Here is a 13,864-nt window from a genome sequence, read left to right on the forward strand (position 1 = left end):
AGGCGGCTTACTCTTCTTCTTCGTCCTGTCCTTTGATGACAACGAGCAGGTCTCCATAGATTTCTTCCAGTGCAACACCAACTTGTTTATGGGATCTCGCACCTCTTAAATCCGTTTTTTCACCTTCACGTAGCTGTCTAGCCCGGCGGGAAGCAGCAACAACAAGGGAATACTTGCTGTCGACTTTGTTCATCATTTCATCAATAGAAGGATACAGCATATTAACAAACACCTCTTCGCATTAGTATAATCGCAAGTTGCCGCCTGACAGAACTGATGTGGCATGTCTTCACACCCGGGCATTCCGAGAAGGAGTGCTTCAGTATATGATATGACAACTGCCCCACTTATATCGCATTCTGCAGCGGCAAAAGGGATTATTTATTGATCTTACAATGTTCGGCGATTATGATGCTTTCTATTCTCTTGCACGCCAAATCAATTTCATCATTAACAACAGCGTAATCATACTGCTCCAGCAGACTGATCTCATCAACCGCCACGGACATCCGGTGATCAATGGTCGCTTGGCTTTCGGTACCACGGCCCTGAATGCGATCTTTCAGCTCGTCCAATGAAGGAGGAAGCAGGAAAACAAAGATCCCTTCCGGGAATTTCTCTTTCACTTTTAACGCGCCTTGAACCTCAATTTCCAGAATGATGTCGCGGCCTTCGTTAATCGTTTTCTCTACAAAATCACGCGGTGTTCCATAATAATTACCAACATACTCCGCATGTTCCAACAATTGATCTTCAGCAATCATGTTCTGGAACTCTTCATGACTTCTGAAGAAATAGTTCACACCATGTTCTTCACCAAGACGAGGCTGACGGGTTGTCGCCGATACGGAATAGATCAATTCCGGCACCCGTTTGCGCAAAGCGCTGCATACAGTACCCTTCCCGACCCCAGATGGGCCGGACAACACTACCAGTAATCCCTTAGACATATTACACTCCATTTTATTCGTCGTTATCATCATCTTTCGAAGAAAGACGATGGGCGACCGTCTCAGGCTGAACTGCAGACAAAATGACATGATCGCTATCCGTAATAATTACGGCACGAGTACGTCTTCCGTACGTTGCATCAATCAGCATGTGACGATCTCTTGCCTCTTGTATAATTCTCTTGATCGGCGCCGATTCCGGACTCACGATGGATATAATCCGGTTCGCCGATACGATGTTACCGAATCCAATGTTAATGAGTTTGATTGCCATAATCAGGTTCTTCCCCCTATACATGCGACTCTTTTGCCGAAATGTGGCCGTTCATTCGATATTCGCAGCTTGCTCACGAATCTTCTCCAGCTCTGCCTTCATCTCGACAACACGATTCACCAGAGCCAAATGGTTGGCTTTTGATCCAATCGTATTGACTTCCCGATTCATCTCTTGAATTAGAAAGTCCAACTTACGACCTACGGGCTCATCACTCTTCAGCAGTTCCCTGCTCTGTCCAAAGTGACTCTGTAGACGCGTAAGCTCCTCTTCTATGTTAGAACGATCGGCAAACATTGCAATTTCCATACCCAATTTATGCTCATCAAAAGGGAAAGAGCCTTCTTCCTGCATTTCCGTAAGCCTCTGTCTTAGCTTGTTGCGGTAATCACTTACCACAGTCGGTGCAAGATCAAGCATCTCGGTATGCAGTGACTCCAGACGGGTAATCCTCCGTTCCAGATCGCTGGCCAGATGAAGACCCTCGCGAGCGCGCATCTGTTCAAGGCTGGACAGAGCCTCTTTCAATCCTTCCTGCAGAACTCGCTCCCATTCGTCCTTCTGCTCTTCGGAAATGGAACTTGTCCCATCCGAATGAACCATGACGTCCGGCAGCCCAAGCATATCCACAATACTTGGTTTGCCTTGCATTCCATATTGGGTCTCCAGTTGCTCTGCAGCCTGCAGATAGGCCCTGACCGTCTGTTCATTCAGAACAGCGGGAAGAGCCTGGTCTTCCTCTTTTTCTTTCATTACATAAACATCAATCCGCCCACGTTTCAAACGACTCTGTACGATCTTCCTCAAACCGTCTTCATAATACGTCCACTCTCTTGGCAGACGCATCATCACTTCGCAATAACGATGATTAACAGATTTGATCTCTAATTGTACCTTATAGCCGCCAAAATGAAAGGCGGATTGACCGTATCCGGTCATACTGAATGACATCGGCATCACATCCGTTTTACTATTGTAATTGATTATTAGGGTTGAAACAAGTAGGACATTGATGCTCCGACTTCTCCCATACGTATTGAGTCAGTTCGGCCGTCATGCCGTAGAACATAAACGGTGTCATAAGATAGATCCCTTTGAAATGCGCTGTTGCTACGTCCAGCAATTCTTTGGCAATTTTTACCCCCATCGCACGGCCCTCTTCGCCTTCCAGACCTGCCATACGGGAACGCACTTCATCCGAAAGCTGAATTCCGGGAACCTCGTTGTGCAGATACTCTGCATTCCGTCCACTCGCCAGCGGCATTACACCTATAAAAATGGGTACATCCAGATGTTTGGTCGCTTCGTGCATTGCTACAATCAACTCAGGATCATAGATCGGTTGTGTCATGATGTAATCAGCGCCAGAGGCAATTTTCTTCTCCAGACGTTGTACAGCTTTCTCCAAATATTTCACATTAGGATTAAATGCTGCTCCAATGACAAAGCCAGCTTTTTGCTTCAGCGGTTTACCTGAGAAAGCCACACCATCGTTCAACTGTTTGATCATGCGGATGATTTCAAAAGAAGTCAGATCGTACACCGAGCTTGAACCCGGCAGATCTCCAAACCTTGCTGGATCACCTGTTACAGCCAGTACATGATTAATCCCCAGAGCATCAAACCCCATCATGTGTGACTGCGTTCCAATCAGATTCCGGTCACGGCAGGCAATATGCACCAATGGACGGAGACCCGTGCGATCCTGCACGAGGTGACCCAGCGCCATGTTGCTCATCCGTGTAACCGCGAGTGAATTATCGGCCAGTGTCAGGGCATCTGCTCCTGCTGCTTTCAGAGTCTCGGCACCTTTCATGAACTTGGCAATGTCCAAGTCACGCGGCGGGTCAAGTTCAACAATGACCGTATGACGCTGCTTGACCAGATCGACAATCGTAGGCTGACCTCCACGTCCGGAACGCTCATCCACATGTTCATGCAGCACAATACGCGGTTTGGATTCTGACGGATCAGGCTCCAAAATAGGCGAAGGTATATAGTCAGCAAGCGCCTCTTTCATAGCGGTAATATGATCAGGTGTCGTACCACAGCAACCGCCGATAATACGAGCGCCCAGTTCGGCAAATTGCACTGCCGTCTGACCAAAGTACTCCGGAGTTGCACCATAACGGAACTGACCATCTACATAATCTGCTGCACCCGCATTTGGATAAACAGACATTGGAATACCAATACGTCCGGAGACGGTTTCCATGGCACGCATAATCCCGTTTGGACCTGAGCGACAGTTAAAACCAATGACGTCCGCGCCCTGCTCCCGCATAATCCGGAAGGCTTCAGGCATCGTATATCCGTCCAGTGTATGTCCTACATCCTCTACAGCGAACTGTCCAATTACAGGCAAATCACTCAGCTTGCGCGCTTGCAAAAGGGCAATATCCATCTCTTCTATATCATAGAAGGTCTCAAGCAAAATGCCATCCACGCCTTCATCAAGTAGTGCAGAGATCTGTTGTTGATAAAAGCGTTTCAGTTCACTCGTTGACACGTTCGTCCGCTTGCCACCTCGAATGGAACCAACTGCACCAAGCACATAACCGGTATCTCCAGCTACCTCTTTGGCAATGCGTACGCCGGCACGGTTCACGTCCTCCACCTTGGACTCCAGACCGAACTTGGACAACTTGTCGTAATTGGCAGAATACGTATTTGTTTCAAATATTTCTGTACCTGCATCCCGATAACGGCGATGTACATCCGCCACCACTTCAGGTGAAATCAAGTTTAATTCTTCATATGAAATCCCCACCGGGAACCCCATTTGGTACAGAAATGTTCCCATGGCCCCATCTCCAACGAGAACCCGTTCCTGCATAACTTTGCGCAAATCCGCCTTCATCCCATTTCCCCCCGCCTAGCTGTGATCATTTACATACTAATGTAACACAAAAAACGCTAAAAAACGAAGAAAAACACAGGTTTTTGATGAGTATCCAGCTCATAAGGACTTTCTTTCCACATAACACCCAATATGTCTCTGTACAGGAGACACGCACTGTCCTTAAACAAAAAAAGAGGCCCGCAGGCCTCTTGGGTTACACCGTTCTCTTATTATGATGTAATTCCCTTAAAAACAACTTCAGCCGGTCCAGTCATGTACACATGATTGTCAGCTTCATTCCACTCAATGTGGAGATCCCCACCCTTGAGGCTGATGACTGCTGTACGATCTGTATGTCCATTCAGGACAGAGGATACCAGTGTTGCACAAGCTCCGGTTCCACAAGCAAGTGTTGGGCCCGCTCCGCGTTCCCATACACGCATGTCCACATATCCACGGTCACGAACTGTGGCGAATTCCACATTGATTTTTTTTGGGAACATGGGATGTACTTCAAGAAGTGGGCCCCAAGTTGTGAGATCAAAATTAACAGCATCATCAACATAGATAACTGCATGTGGGTTACCCATGGATACGGCAGTGAATTTGAACGCATGTCCATTTGCTTCAATGTAGTGATCAACCACTGGGTTGGCATCCACCGTTGTAGGCACTTGAAGACCGTTCAGGATCGGCTCACCCATATCGACACGAACCGTTTCCACTTTACCATCACGAATGTTGAGACTCACAGGTTGTACCCCTGCACCAATCGTTTCAATGGTGATCTGCTCCTGGTTCACGTGACCATGATCGTATACATATTTGGATACACAGCGGATGGCATTACCGCACTGCTCTGCTTCCGAACCGTCCGAATTCATGATGCGCATCTGAAAGTCCGCCTTCTCCGAAGGCAGTATATAAACCAGGCCGTCCGCACCGATGCCAAAGAAACGGTTGCACCATTTCACAGCCAATTCTGCTGCATCTGCCGGAAGCTCCTTTTCACCAAATACAACGATAAAATCGTTACCAAGTCCATGCATTTTCGTAAATTCCATAATCTTGCCCACTCCTTTTGGCAGTCTGCTGCCAAAGCTATATTCTTGCTCTTCTACAGGATTACCATAGAAATTCATATTCAACATTTACACAAAAAAGCTATCCTGCAAAATGCCAAAGCTTCCGCTTCGAATCATTTTGAGGATAGCATAACGAAATAGGTCAGGAAAAGGTATTGATTTTATGCCGAAAACTTTGTACTTTTCGGTACGAAGCGGCCAGAACCACCCATACGGCGGCGGTTACGACGACCACCCCACACGCTGCCTGCGCCCATAAGGAACGTTGGAATGCCCGCAGCAACGATACAGATCGCCCATTCACGCAAGCCAAGTGGTACGGTTTTAAAGATCGGCTGCAGCGGTTCAACGTACATCACAACCAGCATCAGTACAACCGATGAAATCACGGCAAGAACCAGATATTTGTTCTGTAAAGGATTCCGGTGGAAGATGGACCGCGAACTACGGCAATCAAAGACATGAATAAGCTGCGCCAAAACGAGTGTAGCAAAAGCCACAGACTGTGCCTTGATCAGTTGACCCGGATTATCCGGTGCAGCCTGAAGGGTAAGCCAGAACGCTCCGAGTGTACATAATCCAATCAATACACCCCGGCTGACGATTTTCCAACCCAATCTGCGGGCAAAAATGTTTTCCTTGGCTCCACGGGGTTTGTGTTCCATCAAATCTTTCTCAGGCTGATCTACCCCGAGCGCCATTGCAGGCAAACCATCTGTTACCAGGTTAACCCACAGAATCTGAATAGGTACGAGTGGTAGCGGCAGGCCCATCATCATTGCAAAGAACATTGTCAATATTTCGCCCACGTTTGATGCCAGCAAATAACGGATAAACTTTCGAATGTTCTCATAAATATTACGGCCTTCTTCAATGGCAGCCACAATCGTTGAGAAGTTATCATCACTCAGAATCAGCGCCGAAGCTTCCTTCGTGACATCTGTACCCGTAATGCCCATCGCGATCCCGATGTCTGCTGCTTTAATGGCTGGAGCATCATTGACTCCATCACCCGTCATCGCGACGACATGCCCTTTGCGCTGTAACGATTTCACGATGCGAAGCTTGTGTTCAGGAGACACTCTTGAGAACACATATATGCCCTCTACCTGTTTATCAAGTTGCTCGTCTGTCATGCCTGCCAGTTGTTGGCCACTTAAGGAGGCACCTCCACGTGGAAGAATCCCGAGTTGATGAGCAATGGCTTCTGCCGTTGTTCCATGGTCACCTGTGATCATGACAGTTCGTATCCCCGCCTTGCGGCATGTGGCAATCGCATCTCGCACTTCACGACGCGGCGGATCAATCATACCTGCAAGTCCTACGAAGACAAGCTGACTCTCGGCGGCGTGTTCGTCAGCCACTTTTTCTTCCGGCCGAACTTCACGATAGGCCATTCCGAGGACACGCAGTGCTGCTCCAGCCATGCTCTCGTTAGCTGCCATCACTTTCTGTCGCAGTGTTCCAGTGAAAGGCACGACCTTACCTTCCCACAAAATATAACTACAGTGTCCGATTAACACATCCGGTGCACCTTTGGTGTAGATCATTCGGCCCCCCTGATGATGAACCAGAACCGACATGCGTTTTCGCTCCGAATCAAACGGGAATTCCTGCTGGCGGGCATACAACTCTTTGAGTCCGGCAGGAGTAAGCCCCATTTTGGAGGCCAGTGTGACCAGTGCCCCTTCCGTCGGATCACCTTTCAGCTCCCAGAATACATTGTCTCGTTGAACGGTTTCTTCTTGGAGATCACCTTTTTTTGTGTTTTTCTTGCCGTCCTTTTTGGTATCCTTGCCCTTTTTCTTGCTCCCCACCTCGCTTGCAACACTCTCGACAATACTGGCATTGTTGCAAAGCGCGCTGATCTGGAGCATTCTGCGTAGCGACTGGTCACTCTTCAGTTCTACCGTTCGACCGTTCTCCAGCATCTGTCCTTCAGGTGCATAACCATCCCCGGTAACCTTGATGTTACGTCCCTCCAGCCACACATCCGTTACCGTCATCTTGTTCTGAGTGAGCGTGCCTGTCTTATCCGAACAGATTACGGATGCACAGCCCAGAGTTTCGACGGAAGGCAGTTTGCGTACAATGGCTTTACGTTTGATCATACGCTGCACGCCTAGTGCAAGTGCAATGGTTACAATAGCCGGCAGACCCTCCGGTATGGCAGCCACCGCGAGGCTGACCCCTGCCAGAAACATGCCAACGGCTGGTTGTCCGTGCAATATCCCTGCGACGACCACCATGACAGTTAGTCCCAACGCTACAAAAATCAGAATTTTGCCCAGTTGTTCCAGCCTGTGCTGTAGCGGTGTTTCTTGCTCCTCCGTATTCTGGATCAGATCGGCGATTTTGCCCATCTCCGTCTCCATCCCCGTACGGATAACCACACCTTTGGCTGTACCACGAGTGACCATGGTACCCATAAAACCAATATTCTTCTGATCACCCAGCGGAACATCCTCATCGGCAATCGGAAGGCAATGTTTGCTTACAGGAACCGATTCCCCGGTAAGGCCCGACTCCTCGACATCCAGACTGTTTGTTTGCAACCAGCGCACATCAGCGGGTATGCGGTCCCCACTCTCCACCATGACAATATCTCCGGGTACAAGTTGTTTGGCGGCAAGGTGTACTTCCTGGCCTGAACGAAGCACTTTGGCAAGAGGTGCAGACAACTGTTTTAATGCACGAAGTGATCGTTCAGCCCGGAATTCCTGTACAAACCCCAGAATCGCATTCAGTACGATAATAGCCACAATCGTTACCGCATCCAGATACTCACCCAGCAATCCGGATACCAACGTTGCTCCCATCAACACCAGCACCATAAAATCCTTGAACTGATTCAAGAGCAATGTAATTGGAGAAATGCGTTTTCCCTCGCTCAGCTCATTCGAACCGACCACTTTCCTCTTCTCTGCTACAGCTTCATCCGTCAATCCTTCCTGCGGGCTGACGCCAAGAGTGTTACGAAGCTCTTCATCACTAAGTTGATGCCACTTGGTATGTTCCATGCTTCAAGTTTCCCTCCCAGTCTGTATTTCATCTGCTAAATAAGCTCACATGCTTCACCGGCGTGCTGGTCGACAGGCTGTACACTATGCCGGACAAACTACCTGCTCTATATGTATTCGGACAGGTCTGTGATTAGCACCCGGAAGGTGAATCCTTTCCCTGATGGACAGAATAGGCTAAAATAAAAGTCTGCGATGTTCTGCGCAGTACCATGTTCAGTGTTCAACAGGTAAGCAACGAAGAATCTGCATCCAGTCCTTGTTTTTTTACATATCTGGTTGCACGTTTCAGTTATATAGATGAAGCATTTGGCATGATAAATGCAGGTGCTGATAGAGAGAGGAAGTGGAAAAAATGGCATTGGACGGCATTGTAACACGGGCCATTGTTCATGAACTGCAAGGCTGCATTGGTGGACGTATTAGCAAAATCCATCAGCCGAATGGTCATGACGTAGTTCTCACCCTGCGTGCTCAGCGCGGTAATAGTAAATTGCTTGTTTCGGCAAGCCCAACCTATCCCCGTGTGCATTTTACGGAAAAGACATTCCTTAACCCTACGGAAGCACCCATGTTCTGCATGCTGCTCCGCAAGCACTGTGAAGGTGCAATCATCGAGGAGATCCGTCAGATTGGCATGGAACGTATCATCCACATTAATGTGCGCCAGCGTGACGAATTGGGGGATGTTTCGGTTAAACGGATCATCATTGAATTGATGGGGCGTCACAGTAACATTATTTTGCTTGATCCCGTTACTGGAACGATTCTGGATGGCATTCATCATGTGACTCCTTCCATTAGCAGCTACCGGGTAATCATGCCTGGATTCTCATATACTGCCCCACCCGAGCAACATAAAAGTAATCCGCTCGAAGTGAGTCGTACAGCATTCGAGGACAGCTATCATTCCGCTGAGGAAGAGGCATCACGCTGGCTTGTGAACTCCTTTAGCGGTCTTAGCCCGTTAATTGCGGGAGAGATTGCTGACCGCGGGATTGCTTCTGAAGGCACATTGAGCACTCAGGCTGTGGTTGAGGGTGAAAGCCGAGTTGAGGCTGGTGCACTCTGGAACGCTTTTGAAGCCGTGATGGGGCCTGTCAGAGATCATATCTACACGCCTGTAACCGGAACAAACGCCAAAGGCAAAATGATTTTCTCGGCCGTTCATCTTCAGAGCATTCAGGAGTTGGAGAAAACCTATGACACGATGAGCAAGTGCATGGAGGATTACTACGGTGACAAGGCTGAACGGGACACGGTAAAACAGAGAGTAAGTGATCTGCTCCGTTTTCTGCAGAATGAGCGAAGTAAAAACATCAAAAAGCTGGACAACCTGAACAAAGACCTGCTGGAAGCAGACGATGCGGACAAGTTCAGACTATGGGGCGAGTTGCTGTTTGCCTCCCTGCATCAGGTCCACAAAGGGGACAAGAGCGTGGAGCTTGTGAACTTCTACGATGAAGACCAAGCCAACATTACCATTCAGCTTGATCCACTGCTCACACCGTCTGACAACGCACAACGTTATTTCAAGCGTTATAACAAATACAAGAACAGTCTGGCTGTGATTCATGAGCAGCTTGGCAAAACCAAAGACGAGATTGACTATCTCGATAACCTGTTACAGCAGCTATCCATTGCATCCATGAACGATATTGAGGAAATACGGGACGAGCTTGTGCAACAAGGATACCTTCGTGACCGCAATAAAAAAGGTAAAAAGAAGAAGAAAAGTGACCGTCCAACCGTACACCAGTTCACCTCCTCCGAGGGGATTGATATTCTTGTGGGCAAAAACAACCTGCAGAATGAGTACGTGACCAACCGTCTCGCTTCTTCCAACGACACCTGGTTGCATACCAAAGACATTCCAGGTTCACATGTCGTTATTCGCAGTACGGACTTTGGTGAAGCTACATTGGAAGAAGCAGCACAGCTTGCTGCCTATTTCAGCCAAGCCAAGGAGTCCAGCAGTGTGCCTGTGGATTACACGTTTATCCGTCATGTGCGCAAACCAAGTGGTGCGAAGCCAGGTTTTGTGATCTATGATCATCAGAAGACATTGTTTGTCACGCCAAATGATGAATTGATCAAAAGTCTGCCGTCCACGATTAAAAATGGATAAGGCTATATAAGTTGAACTAAAGATTATTTACACTGACACTGCGATGACAGAACAACCTTCCAATCGCTGTTATCCCCAGATTTTTCGATTCCCTTTTTCCAAAGGGGAAAATCCGGGGATAAAGGCGAACGCTTCGCTTTTTCAGGTTTTTTCTGTCCTCTCCGTTATCGTGTAAATGATTAGTTCCACTTATATAGATGTAACAGTAACAAAGACAGAAACAAAATCCCCTGACCATTAACGGTTCAGGGGATTTTTGTGGTTGCATTACTTGTTTGAATGATATGTGAAGCTCAGCTTATTTAGCATTCTTATTGAATATTAATTCATCTATATGTATAATAATTCAATTCTAAGAAATAAAAATTACTTTTAAGGAAGTGTACCATGACCCTACATATCAGAGAAACTCAACCTGATGATCTGAAACCCCTGATGGCATTAATGCATGACTATGTGGTGGGATTCTACAACAACCCCTGGCCTGGTGATCAATCCATCCAGCTTTTGATCAACAACCTGCTTAATCAGCAGATCGGTGCTCAATTCGTGGCAGAAGAGAACGGGAAGCTTATCGGATTTTCCACCCTGTTCTTTACTTATAGCACGATGAAAGCAGAGCGTGTCGCCATCATGAATGACCTGTTTGTTACGGGAACATTCAGAGAGGGCGAAGCAGAAGCCAAATTATTTGCACACTGTCAGCAATATACGCGTGACCATGGATGCGCATATATGTCTTGGATCACAGCAGTGACCAATGAGCGAGCACAGCAATTATTCGAACGTCTCGGGGCTACACGTGGCGCTTGGGTAAACTATTCCATTACATAGACTATTTTTAACACAAAAAAGGGACATGAATACATGAAGGTCGAGCCTACCATGTTTCCATGTCCTATACTCCTTTGATCCTAAAATGTACTCAATAAGCAAAAACACCCTCATAGCCAGAGAGAGCGTTGCAACGTCTCGCTTACTCTCCCTTTTGCTGTGAAGCAGCTGCCTTCAGCCTTTCCAACACATCAACCGTCACCGTCTTGCTACCAAGATCCCCGTGGAAAACAACACCTTGCCGTTTGCCATGATAATCAGATCCACCTGTTTCAATGAGGGCGTATTCCTTGGCCAGCTCACCATACCTGCGTTCCTCTTCCGGGCCATGGTCCGAATGAAACACCTCAATGCCATCTGGATGAGAGTCTTCGATGATACGTCGCACCAATTCATCATCATTATAGAGACCCGGATGGGCAATCACAGCGGCTCCATCTGCGGCTCTGATCCACTCGCACGCATCCTCTGGTGCAACGCGGGGTACAGATACAAAGCCTGGCTTGCCTTCAGCAAGATACCGATCGAATGCATCCCGCATGTCAACAGCGTATCCCTTCTTCACCAGCACATCAGCCATATGAGGTCTGCCAATACTCTCATCCGGCTCTAACGGTCGTCCCAGCTCATCCAGTACCTCCTGCCAGCTTATATCAAGCCCGAGTTCTTGGAGCTTGGCGATAATCAGATGATTCCGCTCATCTCGCGCTTCTCGTAATCCGCGCAACCGTTGCAGGAACTGCTCATCCTCTGTATTCACATAATACCCGAGCACATGAATATCTTTCCCACCAGCCCGAGTGCTGATCTCCACTCCGGCAACAACATCAATATCGTACTCTTTTCCCGCTTGTTGTGCTTCCGCTACACCAGCTACTGTATCATGGTCCGTTAGGGCAACCGCAGATAGCCCTTTTTGTTTGGCAAGCTTCACATTATCAGCAGGTGGCTGCATTCCATCGGATGCCTGACTATGCGTATGAAGATCACAGCGTCCTTGGCGCTGATTCATGAACAACAGCTCCTTTGTGTAAAATTGATTATGATTCAATCTTATCTATCATTGATGTTGCCAACTATTATGCCTTCCCCGTCTTATGTACCGACTCAGGCTGCTCCTGCTGACGCAGATAATTCAGGAAAGCGACTGCTGACAGGGGCAACAAGGACGATTTTAGATGGATGGCATAGAACTGCCTTTTGAATTCGAGTCCGCGGATATCCACAATATGAACAAGTCCCAGAGCCAGTTCATGCTGCACCGAAGAAGGAGATAACATCGTAATGCCTACCCCTGCCTCCACGGCCGATTTTACCGCTCCTGTACTGCCAAGTTCCATTACAACATTCATATCCTGTGGATCAATCTTTTTCTTTTGCAATTGGTCTTCCATCACCTGACGAGTACCCGAGCCCTTCTCACGCAGCACAAAAGGATAATTCATTACATCCTCAATATTAACTTTGCTACGCTTAGCCAAATCATGCCCGGCAGGTACAATCAGTTTCAGCTCGTCCTGCATGACAGGCTCTACAATCATGTCCGGGTGGTGCACTGGCGCTTCAATCAGACCAAAATTAAGCTGGTGCTTCAATATATCATCCATAATTTGCGTTGTATTCATCACTTTCATGACGATGGAAATATCCGGATATTGAAGTGCAAATGGTCCGAGCATGCGCGGAAGCACATATTCCCCGATCGTTAAACTGGCTCCCAGCTGGAGTCGGCCTTGTAACATCTGGGTAAACGCCGACATCGCTTCGTCCGTCTGTCTGACCAGCTCTACACTCCGTTTCGCATGAGGTAATAAAGTCCGGCCAGCCTCGGATAATTCTATTTTTTTGGTGGAACGATGCAGTAACTTGGTGCCAAAATAGTCCTCCAATGATTGAATCTGCATCGTTACTGCCGGTTGAGTCATATGTAATGCTTGTGCAGCAGCCGAGAAACTCCCCTTCTCTGCTACCGTATAAAAAATATGCAATTGGTGAAAATTCATATCTTCGCCCCTCTTCGATTACACTCTCTACATTGTAGCCGATTTCCCGCTTGGCAACAAAAAAAGCATGCAGCTTGTCTGCATGCGATAATACTTGAATCTATGATTTCAACATATTGAATCTACTCAGGCTTACTTATGCTTGCGGCTATTTTTGACCAACGTCATTCTTCTTGAATGTCTTAACCATGAATAATATGATTTCAGGTCCCTCAACTCAATGGTCTCCGACATACGTCCCAGAAACGTAACTACAATCATTTTGTGCAGCGGGTTGCCCGCAATATCATATTCTCCTTCAAGTTCGGAAAATTCGGCGACCACCACCAGATCCTCATCAATCAGGTAGACGTCCTGTTCATTACGGTAGTATGGTGTTATACGGTCCTGCTTCAGACACTCCCATAACCACGCCGCAATATGGTCATCATCACTACGTGCAGGCTCAATACGGTCTGCATACCGCATCTTGGCATGATGGGTAATGACGATGTCGGCCACTTTCTTGTCTCCAAGAGCCACGAAAAACGGCTCGTAGGTGCTCCAACGTTGCATCACCTTATCACGCATGGGAATCACTCTCCACCAGATAGGACTTTCTATCTATTTATTACCAAATATATTACAACATTAGTCCCGCAACCTCAAGGCGTAAGTTTAACTTTTTTTCACAATAGCCAATTTGTGTATAATTCAAGAAAAGAGCGACCCCAAAGGGTCCCTCCAGT

At 47.6% G+C, this 13,864-nt stretch carries 12 protein-coding genes; 2 read left to right on the top strand and 10 right to left on the bottom strand.

The window, feature by feature from the left end; all coding sequences use genetic code 11:
- Positions 1 to 7: 7 nt before the first annotated feature.
- The 7 genes from rpoZ to J2X75_RS12170 form a co-directional block, all read right to left on the bottom strand.
- Complete coding sequence (gene rpoZ / locus J2X75_RS12140) at positions 8 to 220, bottom strand: DNA-directed RNA polymerase subunit omega (protein ID WP_036614619.1); 213 nt, start codon at positions 218 to 220, stop codon at positions 8 to 10.
- Between the two features lie 157 nt (positions 221 to 377).
- Positions 378 to 950, bottom strand: coding sequence for a guanylate kinase (gene gmk, locus J2X75_RS12145; RefSeq protein ID WP_017687445.1), 573 nt, complete (start codon positions 948 to 950; stop codon positions 378 to 380).
- Positions 951 to 963: 13 nt separating this feature from the next.
- Positions 964 to 1,224 carry an extracellular matrix/biofilm regulator RemA gene (gene remA / locus J2X75_RS12150; RefSeq protein ID WP_006209218.1) on the bottom strand — a complete coding sequence of 87 codons (261 nt, stop codon included), beginning with the start codon at positions 1,222 to 1,224 and terminating at the stop codon, positions 964 to 966.
- A 51-nt stretch (positions 1,225 to 1,275) separates the two neighbouring features.
- Positions 1,276 to 2,175 (bottom strand): YicC/YloC family endoribonuclease, encoded by a 900-nt coding sequence (locus J2X75_RS12155; protein ID WP_091014305.1) that lies wholly within the window; start codon positions 2,173 to 2,175, stop codon positions 1,276 to 1,278.
- Positions 2,176 to 2,194: 19 nt separating this feature from the next.
- Positions 2,195 to 4,084: a bifunctional homocysteine S-methyltransferase/methylenetetrahydrofolate reductase gene (locus J2X75_RS12160; RefSeq protein WP_150364286.1), complete on the bottom strand. Its 1,890-nt coding sequence runs from the start codon at positions 4,082 to 4,084 to the stop codon at positions 2,195 to 2,197.
- Positions 4,085 to 4,296: 212 nt separating this feature from the next.
- Entirely contained in the window at positions 4,297 to 5,130 is an 834-nt protein-coding gene (gene dapF, locus J2X75_RS12165) for a diaminopimelate epimerase (RefSeq protein ID WP_036614947.1), read from the bottom strand.
- A gap of 182 nt (positions 5,131 to 5,312) precedes the next feature.
- Entirely contained in the window at positions 5,313 to 8,171 is a 2,859-nt protein-coding gene (locus J2X75_RS12170) for a cation-translocating P-type ATPase (protein WP_310336836.1), read from the bottom strand.
- A gap of 355 nt (positions 8,172 to 8,526) precedes the next feature.
- Between J2X75_RS12170 and J2X75_RS12175 the strand changes: the two genes are divergently transcribed.
- On the top strand, positions 8,527 to 10,299 hold the full coding sequence (locus tag J2X75_RS12175; protein WP_310336840.1) for an Rqc2 family fibronectin-binding protein: 1,773 nt from the start codon (positions 8,527 to 8,529) through the stop codon (positions 10,297 to 10,299).
- A gap of 387 nt (positions 10,300 to 10,686) precedes the next feature.
- Positions 10,687 to 11,133, top strand: coding sequence for a GNAT family N-acetyltransferase (locus tag J2X75_RS12180; RefSeq protein ID WP_310336843.1), 447 nt, complete (start codon positions 10,687 to 10,689; stop codon positions 11,131 to 11,133).
- A gap of 142 nt (positions 11,134 to 11,275) precedes the next feature.
- Here J2X75_RS12180 and J2X75_RS12185 read toward each other — a convergent pair whose 3' ends face one another.
- The 3 genes from J2X75_RS12185 to J2X75_RS12195 all read right to left on the bottom strand — a co-directional run bounded on the left by J2X75_RS12185 (position 11,276) and on the right by J2X75_RS12195 (position 13,706).
- Positions 11,276 to 12,145 carry a PHP domain-containing protein gene (locus tag J2X75_RS12185; protein ID WP_310336846.1) on the bottom strand — a complete coding sequence of 290 codons (870 nt, stop codon included), beginning with the start codon at positions 12,143 to 12,145 and terminating at the stop codon, positions 11,276 to 11,278.
- A 67-nt stretch (positions 12,146 to 12,212) separates the two neighbouring features.
- A complete protein-coding gene (locus J2X75_RS12190) occupies positions 12,213 to 13,136 on the bottom strand; it encodes a selenium metabolism-associated LysR family transcriptional regulator (protein ID WP_076211396.1) in 924 nt (307 codons plus the stop codon).
- A 132-nt stretch (positions 13,137 to 13,268) separates the two neighbouring features.
- A complete protein-coding gene (locus J2X75_RS12195; RefSeq protein WP_017687436.1) occupies positions 13,269 to 13,706 on the bottom strand; it encodes a hypothetical protein in 438 nt (145 codons plus the stop codon).
- Between the last annotated feature and the right edge of the window lie 158 nt (positions 13,707 to 13,864).

Source organism: Paenibacillus sp. 2003 (assembly GCF_031455635.1).
GTDB classification, from domain to species: Bacteria; Bacillota; Bacilli; order Paenibacillales; family Paenibacillaceae; genus Paenibacillus; species Paenibacillus amylolyticus_B.